Annotated in this window: 16 protein-coding genes; 7 read left to right on the top strand and 9 right to left on the bottom strand. The window is 68.7% G+C overall.

Annotated features, from left to right (window positions below):
* Window positions 1-53 precede the first annotated feature (53 nt).
* Window positions 54-1,193 carry a CdaR family transcriptional regulator gene (locus MJQ72_RS34640; protein ID WP_240595289.1) on the bottom strand — a complete coding sequence of 380 codons (1,140 nt, stop codon included), beginning with the start codon at window positions 1,191-1,193 and terminating at the stop codon, window positions 54-56.
* 144 nt (window positions 1,194-1,337) lie between these two features.
* Here MJQ72_RS34640 and MJQ72_RS34635 point away from each other — a divergent pair, with 144 nt between their 5' ends.
* The 6 genes from MJQ72_RS34635 to MJQ72_RS34610 all read left to right on the top strand — a co-directional run bounded on the left by MJQ72_RS34635 (window position 1,338) and on the right by MJQ72_RS34610 (window position 8,631).
* Window positions 1,338-2,564 (top strand): YncE family protein, encoded by a 1,227-nt coding sequence (locus MJQ72_RS34635; protein ID WP_240595288.1) that lies wholly within the window; start codon window positions 1,338-1,340, stop codon window positions 2,562-2,564.
* The gene (locus MJQ72_RS34630; protein ID WP_240595287.1) at window positions 2,561-3,178 is read left to right on the top strand and encodes a hypothetical protein; all 618 of its coding nucleotides are present in this window, start codon (window positions 2,561-2,563) and stop codon (window positions 3,176-3,178) included. Before MJQ72_RS34635 ends, MJQ72_RS34630 begins: the two co-directional genes overlap by 4 nt.
* Before the next feature lie 51 nt (window positions 3,179-3,229).
* A complete protein-coding gene (locus MJQ72_RS34625) occupies window positions 3,230-4,816 on the top strand; it encodes an alkaline phosphatase D family protein (RefSeq protein WP_240595286.1) in 1,587 nt (528 codons plus the stop codon).
* 29 nt (window positions 4,817-4,845) lie between these two features.
* Window positions 4,846-6,711 (top strand): molecular chaperone HtpG, encoded by a 1,866-nt coding sequence (gene htpG, locus MJQ72_RS34620; RefSeq protein WP_240595285.1) that lies wholly within the window; start codon window positions 4,846-4,848, stop codon window positions 6,709-6,711.
* 433 nt (window positions 6,712-7,144) lie between these two features.
* A complete protein-coding gene (locus MJQ72_RS34615; RefSeq protein WP_240595284.1) occupies window positions 7,145-7,678 on the top strand; it encodes a hypothetical protein in 534 nt (177 codons plus the stop codon).
* Window positions 7,675-8,631, top strand: a complete 957-nt coding sequence (locus MJQ72_RS34610) for a M1 family aminopeptidase (RefSeq protein WP_240595283.1) — start codon at window positions 7,675-7,677, stop codon at window positions 8,629-8,631. The genes MJQ72_RS34615 and MJQ72_RS34610 overlap by 4 nt, the downstream gene beginning before the upstream one ends.
* A gap of 7 nt (window positions 8,632-8,638) precedes the next feature.
* Here the strand turns inward: MJQ72_RS34610 and MJQ72_RS34605 are convergent, their stop codons facing one another.
* The 8 genes from MJQ72_RS34605 to MJQ72_RS34570 all read right to left on the bottom strand — a co-directional run bounded on the left by MJQ72_RS34605 (window position 8,639) and on the right by MJQ72_RS34570 (window position 17,807).
* Window positions 8,639-10,717 carry an iron ABC transporter permease gene (locus MJQ72_RS34605; protein ID WP_240595282.1) on the bottom strand — a complete coding sequence of 693 codons (2,079 nt, stop codon included), beginning with the start codon at window positions 10,715-10,717 and terminating at the stop codon, window positions 8,639-8,641.
* Window positions 10,717-11,694 carry an iron-siderophore ABC transporter substrate-binding protein gene (locus tag MJQ72_RS34600; protein WP_240595281.1) on the bottom strand — a complete coding sequence of 326 codons (978 nt, stop codon included), beginning with the start codon at window positions 11,692-11,694 and terminating at the stop codon, window positions 10,717-10,719. Before MJQ72_RS34600 ends, MJQ72_RS34605 begins: the two co-directional genes overlap by 1 nt.
* Window positions 11,695-11,711: 17 nt before the next feature.
* Complete coding sequence (locus tag MJQ72_RS34595) at window positions 11,712-12,527, bottom strand: ABC transporter ATP-binding protein (RefSeq protein WP_125690353.1); 816 nt, start codon at window positions 12,525-12,527, stop codon at window positions 11,712-11,714.
* Window positions 12,528-12,681: 154 nt separating this feature from the next.
* Window positions 12,682-13,548 (bottom strand): metal ABC transporter permease, encoded by an 867-nt coding sequence (locus tag MJQ72_RS34590; RefSeq protein WP_240595280.1) that lies wholly within the window; start codon window positions 13,546-13,548, stop codon window positions 12,682-12,684.
* The gene (locus tag MJQ72_RS34585; protein ID WP_240595279.1) at window positions 13,545-14,288 is read right to left on the bottom strand and encodes a metal ABC transporter ATP-binding protein; all 744 of its coding nucleotides are present in this window, start codon (window positions 14,286-14,288) and stop codon (window positions 13,545-13,547) included. The genes MJQ72_RS34590 and MJQ72_RS34585 overlap by 4 nt, the downstream gene beginning before the upstream one ends.
* A complete protein-coding gene (locus MJQ72_RS34580; protein ID WP_063271529.1) occupies window positions 14,285-15,199 on the bottom strand; it encodes a metal ABC transporter substrate-binding protein in 915 nt (304 codons plus the stop codon). Before MJQ72_RS34580 ends, MJQ72_RS34585 begins: the two co-directional genes overlap by 4 nt.
* A 48-nt stretch (window positions 15,200-15,247) precedes the next feature.
* A complete protein-coding gene (locus tag MJQ72_RS34575) occupies window positions 15,248-17,347 on the bottom strand; it encodes a (Fe-S)-binding protein (RefSeq protein ID WP_240595278.1) in 2,100 nt (699 codons plus the stop codon).
* 22 nt (window positions 17,348-17,369) lie between these two features.
* The gene (locus tag MJQ72_RS34570) at window positions 17,370-17,807 is read right to left on the bottom strand and encodes a hypothetical protein (RefSeq protein ID WP_240595277.1); all 438 of its coding nucleotides are present in this window, start codon (window positions 17,805-17,807) and stop codon (window positions 17,370-17,372) included.
* Window positions 17,808-18,252: 445 nt separating this feature from the next.
* Here MJQ72_RS34570 and MJQ72_RS34565 point away from each other — a divergent pair, with 445 nt between their 5' ends.
* Window positions 18,253-18,837, top strand: coding sequence for a hypothetical protein (locus MJQ72_RS34565; RefSeq protein ID WP_240595276.1), 585 nt, complete (start codon window positions 18,253-18,255; stop codon window positions 18,835-18,837).

Here is an 18,837-nt window from a genome sequence, read left to right as displayed (position 1 = left end):
CCTTCCGGGTGGACAGCCTTCACCGGGTTACACGGACGGCGGGGCCCGGAGGTTCAGCCCGATCGCCAGGTGCGCAGCGCCCACCACCAGCCGACGGTGTGCCGCACATGCGTGCCGCCGTCGTCTTCCGGCGGGTCGAGCGACGCCCCGGTGATCTCGCCGAGCCGGGCGAGCCGGTACCGCACGGTGTTCGCGTGGACGTGCAGCGCCGCGGCCGTCTGGTCGAGCCGCCGCCCGTGATCGAGGTAGGCCAGCGCCGTCGAGACGAGTTGCTCGTGGAAGTCGTCGCCCGGTGTCAGCGCGCTCAGCAGGGTGTCACCGAGCAGCGCGGCGAGCCCCGGCTGGGCGGCGAGCGCGGTCTCGACGGCCAGATCGGCCACCGCGTGCAGACCGCGGGACCGCGCGGCCGTCGGCAGCGCCATCACGCACAGCGCGTGCATCCCGCGGACCTCCGCGAGCGGGACGGCGGGGGAGACCACCATGAGGACGTCGTCCCCGAGCGCCGACGGGGCGGGAAGCCGGGGCGCCAGCCCGGTCAGCCGCCCGTCGACCAGACCGAAGACGCCGCCCGTCGCGCCGAGCCGCCGCTCGACGACGCGCGCCTGGTACGGATCGCCGACGTCGGAAAGCAGGCAGTGGTAACGCCCGCCCGGGTTCAGCCCGGCGTTCGCGACCTCCTCGGCCGAGGGCGCCGCCGTGTCGCCGCCCAGCAGCCGCCGCAGCACCCGGGCGCGGCTGTCGTGCACCGTCCGGGTGAGTTCGAGTTCGGCCTCGTGATAGCCGGCGATGACCTGCCGTTCGAGCGCGCGCGTGTTCCGGTCGAAGTCGACCAGCGCCGCCAGCATGACGTCGTCCGACACCCCGGCCGCCTTGCCGCGTTCGACGGCGATCTCCACCGCGCGGCTGCGGCCCGCCTGCACCCCGCGCAGCAGCGCGGCGAGCGGGACACCCTGCGCGGCCCTGTCCGCGCCGAGCACGGCGGCCGCGGCGTAGTCCTGCTCCCCGGCCCCACCTGGCCGGTCGAAGGAGGCGAGCCCGGCGGCGAGCACGATCGCGACGTGCCGCCGGTTCTCGCTTACCGGCAGGGTCGCCACCTCCGGTGACTCCGTGCGGGCGGCCCGGACCACTTCGTCGACGACGTCGGCGTCGGCGGCCATCGCGGCCAGCACGTCGTGGAGCGACCGGTGCGCCATCGCCACCGCCTTCCCGCGCGGATTGTGCCCGGTGCACAACGAAACCGGCGGTCCTTGGCGACCGTCCCCTACCGAGGGTGTCCGGCCGGTTGGTTTCCTGTGAGCTACCGAAAGGTAACAGGCCCTCGCCGAAAGGTGCGCGTGATGCGGAAACGCCGGCTGCTGAACACCGTCCTCGTGACCTGCGTCGCCGCGGCACTGGGCTCGGCGCCCGCCGCCGCGGCGCAAGACGGCCTGCGGCAGGTGCTGTTCGTGGGCAACAACTGGGAAGGGACCGCGGACGTCATCGCGCCCTCCGGCGACTACGCCAAGATCGCGCGCGTGAACATGGTGCCGGACAAGGACGAGCGGCTCACCGAGATCTACCTGAACCCGATCAAGCTCGCGTTCTTCCTCGGCATCCGCAACGGCGTCGGCGAGGGACACGACCAGCTCGTCGACGACCTCTACACCACCCCGGACGGCCGCGCGGTGGTCGCGTCCCGCCCGAGTTTCGCCGACGTCGTGTCGATCGACCTCGCCACCGGCGGCGTCAACTGGCGGTTCCCGGTGTCGGGTTTCCGCTCCGACCACATGGCGGTGTCGCCGGACGGACGCAGCATCGCGGTGTCGGCCTCGACGTCGAACACCGTCCACGTGCTCGACATCGAGACCGGACGGCAGCTCGGCTCGTTCAAGACCGGCGACAAACCGCACGAGAACACCTACACCGACGGCGGCCGGTACCTCTGGAACAGCTCGATCGGCGAAGTGAACACCGCGCTCGACGCGCCGTGGCAGGACTTCACCAAGGGCGACCGGAAACTCACCGTGGTCGACGCGAAGACCTTCCAGCAGGTCAAGGTGATCGACATGCGTGAGCGCTTGGACGCTTTCGGGCGCAAGGACCTCTCCGACGCCGTCCGGCCGGTGGCCTTCACCCCGGACGAGTCGAAGCTGTACTTCCAGGTGTCCTTCTTCAACGGTCTCCTCGAATACGACGTCGCCACCGACCGGATCACGCGGTCGAAGACGCTGCCGAAGAACCCGAACACCAGCGAAGACCGCACGACCTGGGTCAACGACTCGCGCCACCACGGGCTTTCGATGAGCCCCGCGGGTGACAAGCTCTGCGTCGCCGGGACGATGGACGACTACGCGACCATCGTGGACCGCGCGAGCCTGCGGGAAGGGCAGCTCGTGACCGCCGCGAAGCCGTACTGGGCGACCGTGAGCGGCGACGGAAAGCACTGCGTCATCTCGGAAAGCGGATCGGACCAGGTGACCGCGATCGACTTCGCGACCGGCGCGAAGGTGAAGTCCGTCCCGGTCGGCGACCACCCGCAGCGGATCCGGATCGGCCACGTGCGCACCGGTAGTCTGCGCGGGTGAGCGAAGAGATCTGGGCGGCCCTCGGTGCGACATCCCTCGACGAGGTGCGGCGGCGTGCCGCGGTGATCGACGCGGTCACCGAGATCGAGCCGATCGCGGTCGACGGCGCGGTGCGCTACGCCTGGAACGACGGTGGCGGCCAGTCGGCCGTCTGGTACTTCACCCCGGGCGGACACGCGCTGCTGCTGACCTTCGACCACGAATCGGCGCTGAACCTGTACGCCGAAGGCACCTACGCGGTGCAGGAGTCGCTCTACGGCGGTGTCCCCGAAGATCTCGTCGCGCTGGTGCGGAACCGGCCGGAGAACTACGAATCCCTGAACATCGTCGATGGGGAGACAGGGGCGACGATCCTCTACGCCGGCGGCGTGTTCTGGTTCGACGGCACGAAGTGGGCGCAGGCCGAAGGCTTCCTCGACCACTGCCACCGGGAGGGCCTGGACCCGCTGAGCGAGTCGGGTTTCACCTACTGCCTCGGCGACTACCGGTTCGGTGAGGAGTTCACCCCCGAGCTGATCGTCGAGGACAGGGCCGCCGAAGGCTGGTACGAGGACGACGCCGAACGGGAGAAGTCCCTGGCCGAGATCCGCGAGATCTTCTCGCGGCTCGGCTGAGGGGGTCCGCTCAGCGCACGATCTTGGCTTCCCTGTGGCACCGTTCCGGGCATGAGTCTGCGCCTGGGGCCGCTGCTGCGGCATGTCGACGAGACGTCGGCGACGGTGTGGGTCGAGACCACCGCCGCGAGTGAGGTCGAAGTCCTCGGCACGACCGCGAGGACGTTCGAGATCAAGGGCCACCACTACGCCCTGCTCGTGCTGACCGGTCTCGAACCCGGCTCGTGTGTCGAATACGAAGTGCGCGTGGACGGCGAGAAGGTGTGGCCTCTCGCCGATTCCGGGTTCCCGCCGAGCCGGATCCGGACCCTGCCCGGGAACGAGTCACGGGTCCGGCTCGTGTTCGGCTCGTGCCGCAAACCGCACGACGCCGCCTCCCTCGGCCCGGACGCCCTGGTCGCCTACGCCCGCCGGATGGCGGCGGGCGACGAAACCGAGTGGCCGCAGGGGCTGCTGATGCTGGGCGACCAGGTCTACGCGGACGAGACCACCGAAGAGACGCAGGAATGGCTGAAACAGCGCCGCGACATCTCCGAGCCGCCGGGAACGGAGGTGAAGGATTTCGAGGAGTACACCCACCTCTACCTCGAAGCCTGGGGTGAGCCTTCGATCCGGTGGCTGCTGTCCACCGTGCCGACGTCGATGATCTTCGACGACCACGACGTCCGTGACGACTGGAACACCTCCCACTCGTGGCGAGAGCGGATGCGCGCGCGGCCGTGGTGGAAGGAGCGGCTGCGCGGGGCGATCATGTCGTACTGGGTCTACCAGCATCTCGGGAACCTCGGCCCGGCCGAACTCGCCGAGGACCCGGCCTTCCAGCGGGCCATCGTCTCCGGCGAGGACAACGCAGGCTCGCTCGTCGCGTTCGCCGACGAAGCCGACAGTGAACGCGACGGCACCAAAGGCGCGCGTTGGAGTTATCGCCGCGACTTCGGCGGAGTGCGGCTGCTGGTCATCGACAGCCGGGCAGGCCGGATCCTGGCGGGAGGCGCCAGGGCCATGGTCGACGACGACGAATTCGACTGGATCGAAAACAACGCCGCGTCGCCCTGTGACCACCTGCTGATCGGCTCGTCGCTCCCGTGGCTGCTGCCTCCGGTCGTCTCCCACCTGCAGTCGCTGAACGAGCGTGCCTGCGACCGTCCCGGGTGGCGCGGACGGCTCGCGGAGAAGATCCGCCAGGCCGCGGACCTCGAACACTGGGCGTCCTTCCGCGCGTCGTTCGACCGGCTCGCGGCGATGATCGCGCGTGAAGGACGCCGGGACGATCCGCCCGCCACCATCGCGGTGCTCTCGGGCGACGTCCACCACGCCTACATCGCCGAGGCGCGCTATCCCGAGCCGGTGATCTCGACCGTCTTCCAGCTCACCTGTTCCCCGGTCCACAACGCCATGCCGCGCTCGCTCCGGCTGGCCTTCGCCGCCACCTGGTCGTCCCCGGTGGCGTCGATCGCGCGCCGCTGGGCGCGCCGGGGCGGTGTCGCACCCGACCCGCTGACCTGGTCCAAGGTGTCCGGTCCGCATTTCGGCAACGTCATCGCCACGGTCGAGACCGAGGGCCGGGCCTGCGTCACCACGATCGAACAGGCCACCGGGGACGGGCTGGTCGAAGTGGCCAGGCGGAGGCTGGCCTGAGCCTGTCGCGCGCTGGGTAATATCGGCCCGTGACAACCTCTGCCGAAACACTCGAGTTCCAGTCGGAGGCACGTCAGCTGCTTCAGCTGATGATCCACTCGATCTACTCGAACAAGGACACCTTCCTGCGGGAACTGGTGTCCAACGCCTCCGACGCACTGGACAAACTCCGCCTTGAGGCCTTCCGTGACAAGGAACTCCAGGCGGACACCGACGATCTCCACATCGAGATCGCGACCGACCCCGAAAACCGCACCCTCACCGTGCGGGACAACGGAATCGGGATGAGCCGGGACGACGTCGTGGCGCTGATCGGCACGATCGCGAAATCCGGCACCGCCGAATTCCTGAAGAAACTGAAGGAGACCAAGGATTCCGCGGCTTCGCAGGATCTGATCGGCCAATTCGGCATCGGCTTCTACGCCAGCTTCATGGTGGCCGACAAGGTCACGCTGCTGACCCGCCGCGCCGGATCGGACGAGGGCGTCCGCTGGGAGTCCGAGGGCGAAGGCACGTACACCATCGAGACGGTCCCGGACCTGCCGCAGGGCACGTCGGTCGTCCTGCACCTCAAGCCCGAGGACGCCGAAGACCAGCTCTTCGACTACACCTCGGCCACGAAGATCAAGCAGATCGTCAAGAAGTACTCGGACTTCATCACCTGGCCCATCCGGATGACCGAAGGCGAAGAGGTCGTCACGGTCAACTCGATGAAGGCGCTGTGGGCCCGCCCGTCGTCCGACGTCACCGAAGACGAGTACAACGAGTTCTACAAGCACGTCGCGCACGACTGGAACGACCCGCTGGAGACGATCCGGCTCCAGGCCGAGGGCACCTTCGAGTACCAGGCGCTGCTGTTCCTGCCGGGGCACGCGCCGCTCGACCTGTTCATGCGGGAGCGCAAACGCGGTGTCCAGCTGTACGTGAAGCGCGTCTTCATCATGGACGACTGCGAAGCGCTGATGCCGGAGTACCTGCGCTTCGTGAAGGGCGTCGTCGACGCGCAGGACCTCTCGCTCAACGTCTCGCGCGAGATCCTGCAGCAGGACCGGCAGATCCAGCTGATCCGCCGCCGGCTGGTCAAGAAGGTGCTGTCGACGGTCAAGACCCTGATGGCCGACGAGAACCGCTACAAGTACGACACGTTCTGGAAGGAGTTCGGCCGCGCCGTCAAGGAAGGCCTGCTGGACGACCACGAGAACCGCACCGCGATCCTCGACATCTGCTCATTCGCCTCGACGAACGACCCGGAGAAGCTCACGTCGCTGCGTGAGTACATCGAGCGGATGAAGGACGGCCAGGAGCACATCTACTACCTGACCGGTGAATCGCGGCAGAGCATCGAGAACTCCCCGCATCTGGAAGCCTTCCAGGCCAAGGGGTACGAGGTGCTCGTGCTCACCGACCCGATCGACGAGATGTGGGTCGACGCCGTCGCCGGCTACGAGGAGAAGCAGTTCCAGTCGGTCGCGAAGGGCGAGGTCGAACTCGACTCCGACACCACCGACGAGCAGAAGGAAGAGTTCTCCGGGCTGCTGACCTGGCTGACGACGACGCTCGGGGAGCAGGTCAAGGAGGTCCGGCTTTCGTCGCGGCTGACGACGTCGCCCGCCTGCATCGTCGGCGACACGAACGACGTCACCCCGACGCTGGAGAAGATGTACCGCGCGATGGGCCAGGAACTGCCGCAGATCAAGCGGATCCTGGAGCTGAACCCGGGGCACCCGCTGGTGTCCGGGCTGCGGGACGCCTTCGCCTCGAAGGGGGAGAACGACGGGCTCGCGGAGACCGCGGAACTGTTGTACGGCATGGCTTTGCTCGCCGAAGGCGGCGAACTGGCCGACCCCGCGCGCTTCACCAAGCTGCTGGCGACGCACCTCCAGAAGGCCCTCTAGCTCCGTGGGCTGAAGGGGACTTTCCCTGCATCAGACGCCGCGAAGGGGCCCTTCACCGCATCGCATGCGGTGAAGGGCCCCTTCATGTACTTGGACACGAGCGGTGAGGCAAACGTGTCGTGATGCGAGCCGTGGGGCTGATCATGACCCTGAAGCGTCCACAAGGGACACCAATACCGGCTCGATGCCCGGAATGATCGTTCTAATCCTCTTTGGGGACATGAACGGGCGTTCACTCGTCGTGAAGCGTCCTTTGTAGATGGTTGGACTGCCAGCCAGTCCGGAACCACGCCATCCCATCTCATCGCGAAAGGAGTTGAGATCGTCGCCTGTCCGTGAAGGCCTCCTTGAGGGACTTCTCGGGCCATGCGGTTGACCCCGTATCGGCCGAACGGTTGATCCATTTCGGCGCGGATCGGGCCAGGCTGGCGGTATGCACCACAAAGCACGGACCTACGCCGTCGCCGGCCTCGCGGTGACGCTGCTGCTCGCCGGGCCACCGGCCGTCGCCGCACCCGCGCCGTCCCCAGGGGCGCCGGGTATCGGCGATCCGTTCTGGCCGACCGCGGGCAACGGCGGCTATCGGGTCGAGCGGCAGCGGCTGTCCTTCGACTTCGCGCCGGACCTCTCGTCGTACACGGCGACGTCGCGGCTCAGCCTGCGCGCCACGCAGTCGTTGTCGCGCTTCGACCTGGACCTGCTCGGCCCTCAGGTCCGTTCCGTCGCGGTGGAAGGGAAACCGGCGGCCTGGCGGACCACTCCGGACGGGGAGCTGGTCATCACCCCGGCCCGGCCGGTGCGGGACGGAACGCGGTTCACCGTCGCCGTCACGGTGTTCAACACCGCCCCGACCTTTTGGCGAACCCACCCGAAAAACCCGAGGACCTCGTCAACGGTCTGTGGCGGGCCGGTGACTACGTCCAGCTCCACACCCAGCCCACCGGCGCGCGGCGCGTGCTGGCGGTGAGCGATCATCCGTCGGCGAAGGCGCCCACCACCACCGAGGTCACCACGTCCGGCGCGGCGATGTCCGTCGCGAATGGACGCTTGGCCGCCACCACCACGGCCGGCGGCCGCACCACCCGCGTCTTCGACGAACCGCGGCCGATCTCCACCCAGCTGCTTCAGGTCGGCGTCGGCCCGCTCACCGTCACCCATCGGCGGGGGCCGGGCGGAATCGACCTGCGGTACGCGCTGCCCACGGACAAGTCCGCGGCGATCCTGCCCCGGCTCGACGAGACGTATCGGACGGCCATCGAGTTCCTCGGGCAGCGGCTCGGCCCGTTCCCGGGCCGGGTCGCGGGTGCCTACGCGACCCCGACCGGCGGGGCCACGGAGACTCAAGGGCTCACCTGGCTGAACTCGGATCAGCTCACGCCCGAGAACTTCGACCAGAGCGGCGCGGACGCCGTCATCGCGCACGAACTCGCCCACGAATGGTTCGGGAATTCCGTGTCCCCGGCGCGGTGGGGCGATCTGTGGTTGAGCGAGGGGCACGCGGTCTTCTACGAATGGCTGTGGGGCGAAGCGCATCATGGGAACGCGCTGGACGCCTCGGCGCGGAGCTCGTATCGCTCCCATCGTTCCTGGCTCACCGAGAACGGTCCGATCGCCGCTCCGGATCCGGCGAGTTTCGGGTTCGACGACAACCGGCCGTTCGCATCCGGGGCCTATCAAGGCGGAGCACTGACGCTGTACGCGCTGCGGCAACAGGTGGGCCCCGAGACCTTCCAGCGGATCGAGCGGGCCTGGGTCGCCGAGAACCACGACAAGGTCGCCGGTACCGGGCAGTTCATCGCGACCGCGTCCAGGGTGGCGGGCCAGGACCTCGGCCCGTTCCTGCGGAGCTGGCTGTACGCCTCCGGAACCCTGCCGCGGATGCCGGGCCACCCGGAGTGGGAGGTGGGCCCGGCATCCTGACGGCTCGCTACGGCCGGGTCTTCCAGAGCACCAGCACGAAGTACGGCGTCCCGACCATCGCGATGACCAGACCCGCCGGGATCTGGGCGGGCGCGATGACCGTCCGCCCCAGGGTGTCCGCGACGCTCACCAGCAGCGCACCGAGCGCCGCGGCCACCGGGACGACCCGGCCGTGCCGTCCACCGACCAGCGAACGAGCCAGATGCGGAGCGACCAGACCGACGAAGACGACCACGCCGATGGCGGACACCGCGGTGGCCGCCAGGATCCCGGATGCCGCCAGCACCACCAGCCGCGACCGTTCGATGCGCATCCCGAGCACGCGCGGGGTGTCCTCGTCGAGGGCGTGCAGGTCGAGTTCGCGGTGTTTGAACCACAGCAACGGCGTCAGCGCGAGGAGCGCGAGCGCCACCGGCACGACCTGTTCCAGCGTGCGGCCGTAGGTCGACCCGGAAAGCCAGGTCAGCGCCTTGGCCGAGTTCCACGGGTCGGAGACCACGATCAGCAGCGTGATCAGCGCCATCCCGGCCGACCAGACCGCGATACCGATGATCACCAGCCGGTCCGAATCCAGCCCCGACCGCCACGCCAGCCCGTAGACCAGCAGGAACACCACGGTCGCACCGGCACCGGCGGCACCGGCGATCGACCAGGCGCCGACCGCGGGGACGATGGTGATCAGCGTGATCGCGCCGAGCCCGGCGCCCGCGGTGATGCCGAGCAGCCCGGGTTCGGCGAGCGGGTTGCGGCTGACCGACTGGATCCCGCAGCCGGACACGGCCAGCGCGGCACCGGCGAGCACTGCGGCCAGCACCCGCGGAAGCCGTTGGTCCAGCACGAAGGTGAGCGCGGTCCCGGTATCGCCGGTGACCCAGTTCGCGAGGTCGCCGAGCAGCACCATGCGGTCGCCCAGCATCAGGCCCACCACCGGGACGACGGCGAGCAGCGCCACCAGTACGACGGAAATGACCACGAGCCGCCGGGTCGATCCGGCGACCCCGACCCGCCCGGCGGGAGCGGGACGACGCGAGCCGCTTCCCCTGCCGCGCCGTGCCAGCCACACCATCACGACGGCGCCGACGATCGTGGTCACCACACCGGTCGGCACCCGCACGGCGTCGGCCGAACCCATGATCGCCCGCAGGACGACGTCGGCGCCGAGTACCGTGACGACACCGATCAGCCCGGAAACCGGCAGCAGGGCGCGATGTTTGGCGATCGGCAGCAGCAGGCGTGTGATCACCGGGGCGCTCAGCCCGACGAACCCGACCGGTCCGGCGACGGTCACCGCCGCCGCGGTCAGCGCGACGGTCAGCACGATCGCGGTGACCCGTGTCCGGCGGACGCGCAGGCCGAGCACGGTCGCGTTGTCGTCGCCGAGGGCGAGGATGTCGAGTTTGCCGCCCATCGCGATGAGCGCCACCACGGCGAGCACCACGATCGGCGTCATCTGGCCGGTCGCGCGCAGGTCGGCCACCGTCAGCGAACCGCTGCCCCAGGCGAACAGCCCGGACGTCTCCTCCTCGAAAAGGAGCAACAGCAGGACGGTCACCGACTGCAGCGCCAGCAGCATCGCCGAGCCGACGAGCACCAGCCGCGGGCTCGCGGCGCCTCCGCCCGCGAGACCGAGCACGACGACGGCCGCGGCGAGCCCGCCCGCGAACGCCGCCCCGCCCACCGGCACGAGCGGGAGCGAGAGACCGAACGCGGAGATGGCGACCACGGCGAAATGCGCGCCCGCGTTGACCGCGAGGGTGTCGGGTGAGGCGAGCGGATTCCGTGCCACGGACTGCATTCCCGCGCCCGCGACGCCGAGCGCGACCCCGAGCAGCAACGCGGCGAGCAGCCGGGGGACGCGCGCACCCTCCAGCACCGCGAGGGTTTGCGCGTCGCCCTGGCCGAAGAGCGCCTTCACCACGTCCAGCGGGCCGGACGTCGAAGTGCCCTGCGTCAGGTGGATGCCGGCGAGGACGGCGATGAGCACCACCAGTCCCGCCGACACCACCGCGGTGCGGATCGTCTGCGGCGACCGGACCGTTTCGACGAGTCCTCGGCGGGGAGAAGTACCTCGGACCTTCGTCGTCATCAGGCGGTGACGGCCTTCACGATCTGGTCGGCGGTCATGATGATCGACTTCGGTCCGCCGAAGGTCCACGTGCCCGCGTCGAGCTTGTGGATCTTCTTCGACACCACGAACGGCAGCCGCTGGTAGACGGCGTTCTGCGCGAGCCCGGTGGTGAAGACGTCCTCCTCGGACGCGCTGTAGAACAGCACGGTCTTCGGGTCGGTGATCGCGGTCAGGCCCTCGACGTCGGTCTGGCCGAGACCCCACTGCGGGTCGACCTTGCCGGTCCAGGCGTTCTTCAGGCCGACGGCCTCGGCGGTGTCGGAGACCAGCGAACCCTTGCCGAACGGCCGGATACTGACGGTGCTGCCTTCGAGGTAGCCGTCGGCCATCAGGAACGGGGTGCCCGCGGCGCCCTTGGCCTCGACGGCCTTCTTGCCCTCGGCGAGTTTGGCGTCCATTTCGGACAGTACCTTGTCCGCTTCGGACTCCTTGCCGACGGTTTTGGCGACCAGCTTGAAGTCTTCGCGCAGGCGGTCGAAGTTCCGGCTCGCGTCGCTGGACTTGGTCACCACGACCGGCACGTACTTCTCGATCTGCGGGACCAGGGTCGAGTCGCGCTCGTCGGCGATGATGACGACGTCGGGGTTCAGCCCGACGATCGCGTCGACGCTGGGCTCGTTGCGCTTGCCGACGTCCTTGACCTCGGCGGTCAGCGGGGCCGCCTTGTCCCAGACGTTGTAGCCCGCGACGTCCGCGGCGCCGACCGGCATGACGCCGAGCGAAGCGACCATCTCGGCCTCGCCCCACTCCAGCGCGACGACACGCTTCGCCGGGGCTTTGAGGGTGACGGCCTTGCCGCGCGCGTCGGTCACCGTGACCGGCCCGCTCGCGGCGGCGGATTCGCTCGGCGCGGCCGCGGTGTTCTCCGTGGTACCGCAGGCGGACAACAGCAGGGCCGTCGCCGCGACGAGGGCGGCAGGGGTCAGCAAACGCATGGTTCTTCCTGGATTTCTCAGGCGGGCCTGGGCGAATGACGCCCGAGTGGCCTGCAGTGGATCGCGCCCGTCACCGGGTCGTTCGCGACGTGGACGGTGACGCCGTAGGCCTGGGAAAGGTGTTCGGAGGTGAGCACCTGCCCGATGTCACCCGTGGCCACGATGGTTCCCTCGCTCAGCAGCACGACCTCGTCGGCGATGATCGCCGCGTGGTCGAGGTCGTGCAGCACCACGCCGACCGCGACGCCTTCGTTGGCCAGATCGCGGACGACGTCGAGGATCTCGACCTGGTAGCGCAGGTCGAGATGGTTGGTGGGCTCGTCGAGCAGCAGCACCGAGGTCTGCTGCGCGAGACACGAAGCGAGCCAGACACGCTGGAGCTCGCCGCCGGAGAGCTCGTCGACACCGCGTTCGGCCATCGCCGTCACGCCGGTGAGCTCCATCGCGCGGCGGATCGCGGCGGCGCCGTCGATGTCGACCCCGCGCCAGCCGGAGCGGTACGGATACCGGCCGTAGGAGACGACGTCGCGCACGGAGACCCCGCTCGGTGTGGGCCGGTGCTGGGTCAGCAGCGTGACCTGGCGGGCGAATTCCTTGCCGGACAACGCGTTGCCGCCCCAGACGGGGCGTTCACCGAGCCGGACGCCGCCCTCCCGGGGCTTGTGGAGCCGCGCCAGCGAACGCAGGAGCGTCGACTTGCCGGAACCGTTCGGCCCGACCAGCGCGGTCACCGTTCCGGCGCGCAAGGACAGGGACACCCCGTCCACCACGGCCCGCTCTTGGTGCGCGAGCACCAGGTCATGGCCGGTGAGCAGCGCGTCTTCCGTAGACATGAGGGGAGCCTAACCTAAGGTGCGGCTCAGACCCATGTCACGAGAGACACAGAGCGCGGGGTGATTGTCCGGTTACGGGAGCTGAAGGACGCTTTCACCGCGTCTCACGCGGTGAAGGACGCTTTCGTCGCATCGCATGCGGGGAAAGCGTCCTTCAGCCCCTCGCGAGCTCTCGCCGCCGCTTGGCCAGGCGCTTCCCGACGATCCCGTGGCGCGGCCCGAACAGGTACACCAGGGTGAACCCGGCGCCCTGCACCAGCACGATCATCCCGCCGGACGCGGTGTCGAGGTGGTAGCTCAGGTACAGCCCGGCCACCGCCGCGAGCACCGAGAACGACGGCGCGATCACCAGCATGCGGCCGAACCGGTCGGTCAGCAGGTACGCCGTCGCGCCGGGGATGATCAGCATCGCCACCACCAGGATCACGCCGACCACCTGCAGCGCCACCACCGCGGTCAGCGCGAGCAGGCCGAGCAGCGCGGCGCCGAGCACCCGCGGGTTGAGCCCGATCGCGTGCGCGTGCGTGGGATCGAAGGCGTACAAGGTGAAATCGCGGCGTTTGAGCACCAGCACGGTGAGCGTGATCGCGCCGAGGACGCCGATCTGGATCAGATCCGAGGTGTCGACGCCGAGGAGGTTGCCGAAGATGATGTGGTTCAGGTCGGTCTGGCTCGGTGTCACCGAGATCAGCACCAGCCCGAGCGCGAACAACGTGGTGAACACGATGCCGATCGCGGCGTCCTCCTTGACCCGGCTGGTGTCCCGGACGACGCCGATCAGCGCCACGGCGAGGAAGCCGAAGACCACGGCGCCCAGCGCGAAGGGCGCGCCGAGGACGTACGCGAGCACGACACCGGGCAGCACGGCGTGCGAGACCGCGTCGCCCATCAGCGACCAGCCGATCAGCACCAGCCAGCAGGAGAGCACCGCGCAGACCGCGGAAGCGACGACCGTGGACGCCAGCGCCCGCACCATGAAGTCGTAGCTCAGCGGTTCCAGGAACAGGTCGTAGAGGCTCACGCGGGTTCTTCTTCCCGTTGCAGGACGTCGAGTCCGAAGGCCAGCGCGAGATTCTCGGGCCGGAGCACCTCGCCGGGGGAGCCGTGCGCGAGCACCTTGCGCATCAGCAGGATCGCCTCGTCGGCCAGGCCGGGCAGCGCGTGCAGGTCGTGTGTGGAGATCAGCACCGCGGCGCCGTCGGCCGCGAGTTCCTTGAGCAGCCGGGTGATCGTGGCCTCGGAGCGCTTGTCCACTCCGGCGAACGGCTCGTCCAGCAGCAGCACACGGGCGCCCTGGGCGATCCCGCGCGCGACGAACGCGCGTTTGCGCTGCCCGCCGGACAGCTGGCCGATCTGCCGTCCGGCGAGTTCGGTCAGCTCGACCCGCTCCAGCGCGTGGTCGACGGCTTCGTGGTCGGCGCGGCGCGGGCGGCGGGTGAAGCCGAGCCGCCCGTAGCGGCCGGTCATCACGACGTCCCGCACGGACAGCGGGAACGACCAGTCGACGTCCTCGCTCTGCGGCACATAACCGATCACGCCGGTCTTGCGGGCGCGGGCGGGGGAGCCGCCGTCGATCGACACCGTGCCGGTGTCCGGCCGGACCATGCCCATGATCGTCTTGAACAGCGTCGACTTGCCGGAGCCGTTCATCCCGACCAGTCCACAGACGTGACCGTGCGCGAGCGTGACGTCGACACCGTCGAGCGCGAGGACGTCGCCGTAGTGGACGGTGACGCCTTCGACGCGGATCGCCGCCGTCACGGCTTCGCCCCGGTGAGCGCGGCGACGATCGTCTTCGAGTCGTGGCGGATGAGGTCGAGGTACGTCGGCACCGGACCTTCGGGCCCGGACAGGGAATCGACGAAGAGCACGCCGCCGAACGCGGCCCCGGTCGCCGAGACGACCTGCTGCATCGGGGCGTCGGAGACGGTCGACTCGCAGAACACCGCGGGGACCTTGTTCTCCTTGACGAATCCGATGGCGCGGGTGATCTGCTGCGGGGTCGCCTGCTGTTCGGCGTTGACCGCCCAGATGTACCGCTCGGTGAGGCCGGTGTCGCGCGCGAGGTAGGAGAAGGCGCCTTCGCAGGTGACCAAGGCACGCTCGTTCTTCGGCAGGGTGCTCAGCGCGTTCGTCATCTCGTCCTGCACCTGCTGCAGCTTCGCCTTGTACGCGTCGCCGTTGGCCTTGAACACGGCGGCGTCGCCGGAGGAGAGCTCGCTGAACGCCTTCACCATGTTGTCCACGTAGATCCCCACATTCTTCGGGGACATCCACGCGTGCGGGTTCGGCTTGCCCTGATAGGCGTCTTCACCGATGGCGATGGGCTGGACGCCTTCGCTGACCACCTTGTGCGGCGCGTCGCTTTCCTTGACGAACCGGGCGAACCACGCCTCCAGGTTCAGCCCGTTGTCGAGGATCAAGTCCGCCTTCGCGGCCTTCTTGATGTCGTCCGGCGTGGGCTCGTAGCCGTGGATCTCCGCGCCGGGCTTGGTGATCGACTCGACCTTCAGCTTGTCGCCCGCGACGTTCGAGGCGATGTCCGCCAGGACCGTGAACGTCGTCAGGACCACGGGCCGCTTGTCGTCCGTGCCGCCGGCGGGCCCGCCGCACGCGGAAAGGACGAGTGCGGACGCCGCCAGCGCACACACGGTCTTGCGCAGATTCGCCATCCCCTGAGTCTAGAGTTCGGTGTGCCGAACTTCCAACTCTCGTGTGCCTTAAATCTCCGTCGCGGTCCGGTCGCGCTCCTTCACTGTTTCCAGCAGGAGCTGGGAGACGTCGCGCACGGTGACGTTCTCGCCACGCTGTTCGCTCTGCCGCTGAACGAGACCGTCGTTCAGCATCACGCGGCAGAACGGGCAGCCGGTGACGATGGTTTCGGCGTCCGTGCCGAGCGCTTCGTCGACGCGTTCGAGGTTGATGCGCTTGCCGATCTGCTCCTCCATCCACATCCGCGCTCCGCCGGCGCCGCAGCACAGTGAACGGTCCGCGTGCCGCGGCATCTCGCTGAGCGTCGCGCCGGTCGCGCCGACGAGTTCGCGCGGCGGCTCGTAGACCTTGTTGTGGCGGCCGAGGTAACACGGGTCGTGGTAGGTCACCGGGCCGGCGTCGACCGGTTTGACCGGCGTCAGCTTGCCCGCGCGGACGAGCCGGTTCAGCAGTTGCGTGTGGTGCAGGACCTCGTAGTTCCCGTCCAGTTGCGGGTACTCGCGGCCGAGGGTGTTCAGGCAGTGCGGGCAGGTGGTGACGATCTTGCGCGTCCCCGGTTCACGGCCCTCGAACACCGCGTTCAGCGTCTCGACGGTCTGCTGCGCGAGCATCTGGAAGAGGAACTCGTTGCCGGAGCGGCGCGCCGGGTCGCCGGTGCACGACTCGTCGGTGCCGAGGATCGTGTACTTCACGCCGGCGAGATGCAGGAGCTCCGCCGTGGCGCGGACGGTCTTGCGGGCGTTGTCGTCGAACGCGCCCGCGCACCCGACCCAGTAGACGTACTCGACGTCGTCGGCGAGTTCACCGTCGAAGACCGGCACCTCGAAGCCGAGGTCCTTCGTCCAGGCGAGGCGGTCGGAGTTGTTCTGGCCCCAAGGATTCCCCTTGGTTTCGAGGTTCTTGAACAGCACCCCGAGCTCGCTCGGGAACGCCGACTCGATCATCACCTGGTAGCGGCGCATGTCCACGACGTGGTCCACGTGCTCGATGTCGACCGGGCACTGTTCGACGCACGCGCCGCAGGTGGTGCAAGACCAGAGGACGTCCGGGTCGATGACGCCGAAGTCCTCCTTGGTGCCGACGAGCGGACGCTCTTCGGGCGCCTCCTTGCCGTCCAGGATGTACGGCGCCTTCTCGAAGAGATGGTCGCGCAGATCCATGATCAACAGCTTGGGGGACAACGGTTTCCCGGTGTTCCACGCCGGGCACTGCGACTGGCAGCGCCCGCATTCGGTGCAGGTGGCGAAGTCGAGCATGCCCTTCCACGTGAAGTCCTCGATCTTGCCGCGGCCGAACGTGTCGTCCTCGCCCGGATCCTCGAAGTCGATCGGCTTGCCGCCGGATTCCATCGGCAGCAGCGGGCCGAGCGCGTCCGGGAGCCGTTTCGCGGTGACGTTGACCGGCGCCAGGAAGATGTGCAGGTGCTTGGAGTAGAGCACGATCGACAGGAACGCCAGCATCACGCCGATGTGCAGCAGCAGCCCGACGGTCTCCAGCGGCTCGGTGACTGACGCGCCCAGCGGCTCCAGGAGTTCGCCCACGCCGAGGGACACCCACGCGCCCGACTCGTACGGGAAGACGCCGACCGCCGCCGACGCGCCGCGGAAGAGGAACATCGTCCAGATCACGTTGAAGATCATGAAAAGGATCAGCCAGGCGCCGCCGGTGTGCGACCCGAAGAACCGCGACGCGCGCTCTTTCCGTTCGGGTGCCTGGCGGATCCGGATGACCGCGAAGACCGCGAGCGAGACGAGCACCGCGACCGCGATGAAGTCCTGCAGGAACCCCAGTACCGCCCAGTGCCCGATGAGCGGGATGTGGAAGTCGTGGTCGAAGAGGGCGCCGTACGCCTCGACGTAGACCGAGCCGAGGATCACGAAACCCCAGAACGTGAACAGATGCGCGAGCCCGGGGACGGACCATTTGAGCAGTTTGCGCTGCCCGAAGACCTCGGCCAGATGCGTTTTCGCGCGGACGGCCATGACGTCGGAGCGTTTCTCGTCCGGCTGGCCGGAGCGGATCAGTCTGTAGAGCCAGGCGGCGCGGCGGGCGGCGAAGGCGAGGCCGGCGACGGTGATGAGCAGACCGAGGATGAGACGAACGAGCACGAGTCCTCCGGGGAGAATCGGCTCAGTGAGAGCCGGTGTAGTACCGGCACGCCTTGCAGGCGTACCGCATTTTGGCCACTCGCCACCGTTTTCGGTAGGCCTCGAGATGTCCCGGCCGTGGCGGATGCACGCCGAGCCTGCGGTGGCGGCGGATCCGCCGTCCCGTTTCGAAGAGTTCGGTCGCCAGGCCGAGATAGGCGCGCCTGAGCGCGATCCCCGGCTCCGCGGCGAGATTGTCGCGGCAGAATCGGTGCAGCAGCGCGAGATCGGGGAGACCGGGAGAGGTCACGCCGGGGAGGTGTTCGACGACGCCGAGGCCGGGATGCCCGGCGGGCACGGAGAATCTCGCGGGAAGTCCACAATGGACGCAGGTGAGCGTGCAGCTCAGACATCGGGTGACATGGCGGATCCGCCGTTCGCGCCGATCCTCGTCGATCGTTTCGCGAACGTGCCACCCCATGGAGCCTCCCAAGACCGTGGTGTGTCCTGTGTCACTCTCAATACTGGAGAGTAGGGCTCGCTCCGAGGGCGCGACAGGGCCAACCGGATGGCTTCCGGGCGGCCGGTCGGCGTAACGCTCCGCACCCGGCCGCCTCTGTTCCGTCTCCGCCTCGCGCCCAGAGGACGAATCGGCGGGCGGTTCGGGCGAACTCGCGTGCTTGGAGGCGTAACTCGCGTGATCGGAGCCGTAACTCGCGTGATCGGAGGCCGCATACCGAGTTACGCCTTCGATCACGCGAGTTCCGCCTTCGGGTCCCGGCCACGCCGCATTCAGAGGGGTGAATGCGGCGGGTGACCCCGCACGCTTCCGCACACCGTGACCCAGTCGTAGCCGAAAACGGCCCGCCGGCCCTCACGCGCTGGTTATAGTCCTGACCCGGGGTAATGGGGAGGGAACGACGGCGATGGGCGGGTTCGTCACCGCGGCTCTGGGGTTTCCGGCCGTGCTCTTCAGCTTCCTGCTGATCGTGGTGATCGGCTACTGGCTGCTGGCATTGCTCGGTGCCGTCGAGGTCGACGACTTCGACGGCGGCGACGGGCTCCTCGCGGGGTTCGGCGGCGTCCCACTGTCCATTTCGCTCTCTTTGCTGATCGCATTCACCTGGTTCGCCAGCCTGGCAGGGACGGTTCTACTCGATGACCTTGAGCTTTCGACACCATCGAGGATCGGGTTCGGGGTCGGCGTGCTCGCCGTCGCGCTCGTCCTCGGCACACTCGGGACGAGGGTGATCGTGGTGCCACTACGCCGGGTGTTCGGTCCCGCGAGGGAACCGAGCCGGAAGGATTTCGTCGGAAGGGCAGCGGTCATCCGCACCTCGTCGGTCACGCACGACTTCGGACAGGCCGAAGTCGCCGCCGCCGACGGGTCGACGGCCATTGTGGACGTTCGGCAGGCGGGTCAAGGCAACCTGACGGCGGGCAGCCGCGTAGTTCTCTATGACTACGACTCCGAACGCGAGTTCTTCTGGGTCGAGTCTTTGGACATCTGA

The sequence above is a fragment of the Amycolatopsis sp. EV170708-02-1 genome (assembly GCF_022479115.1).
In the GTDB taxonomy this organism is placed as follows: Bacteria; Actinomycetota; Actinomycetes; order Mycobacteriales; family Pseudonocardiaceae; genus Amycolatopsis.
This window is presented reverse-complemented; position numbering and strand designations above follow the sequence as displayed.

Coding starts and splice junctions, on each gene's coding strand:
- MJQ72_RS34595 (WP_125690353.1), bottom strand. CDS start 12,527: ATGTCTACGGAAGACGCGCTGCTCACCGGCCATGACCTGGTGCTCGCG.
- MJQ72_RS34640 (WP_240595289.1), bottom strand. CDS start 1,193: ATGGCGCACCGGTCGCTCCACGACGTGCTGGCCGCGATGGCCGCCGAC.
- MJQ72_RS34605 (WP_240595282.1), bottom strand. CDS start 10,717: ATGACGACGAAGGTCCGAGGTACTTCTCCCCGCCGAGGACTCGTCGAA.
- MJQ72_RS34580 (WP_063271529.1), bottom strand. CDS start 15,199: ATGGCGAATCTGCGCAAGACCGTGTGTGCGCTGGCGGCGTCCGCACTC.
- MJQ72_RS34570 (WP_240595277.1), bottom strand. CDS start 17,807: ATGGGGTGGCACGTTCGCGAAACGATCGACGAGGATCGGCGCGAACGG.
- MJQ72_RS34615 (WP_240595284.1), top strand. CDS start 7,145: ATGCACCACAAAGCACGGACCTACGCCGTCGCCGGCCTCGCGGTGACG.
- MJQ72_RS34600 (WP_240595281.1), bottom strand. CDS start 11,694: ATGCGTTTGCTGACCCCTGCCGCCCTCGTCGCGGCGACGGCCCTGCTG.
- MJQ72_RS34635 (WP_240595288.1), top strand. CDS start 1,338: ATGCGGAAACGCCGGCTGCTGAACACCGTCCTCGTGACCTGCGTCGCC.
- MJQ72_RS34565 (WP_240595276.1), top strand. CDS start 18,253: ATGGGCGGGTTCGTCACCGCGGCTCTGGGGTTTCCGGCCGTGCTCTTC.
- MJQ72_RS34625 (WP_240595286.1), top strand. CDS start 3,230: ATGAGTCTGCGCCTGGGGCCGCTGCTGCGGCATGTCGACGAGACGTCG.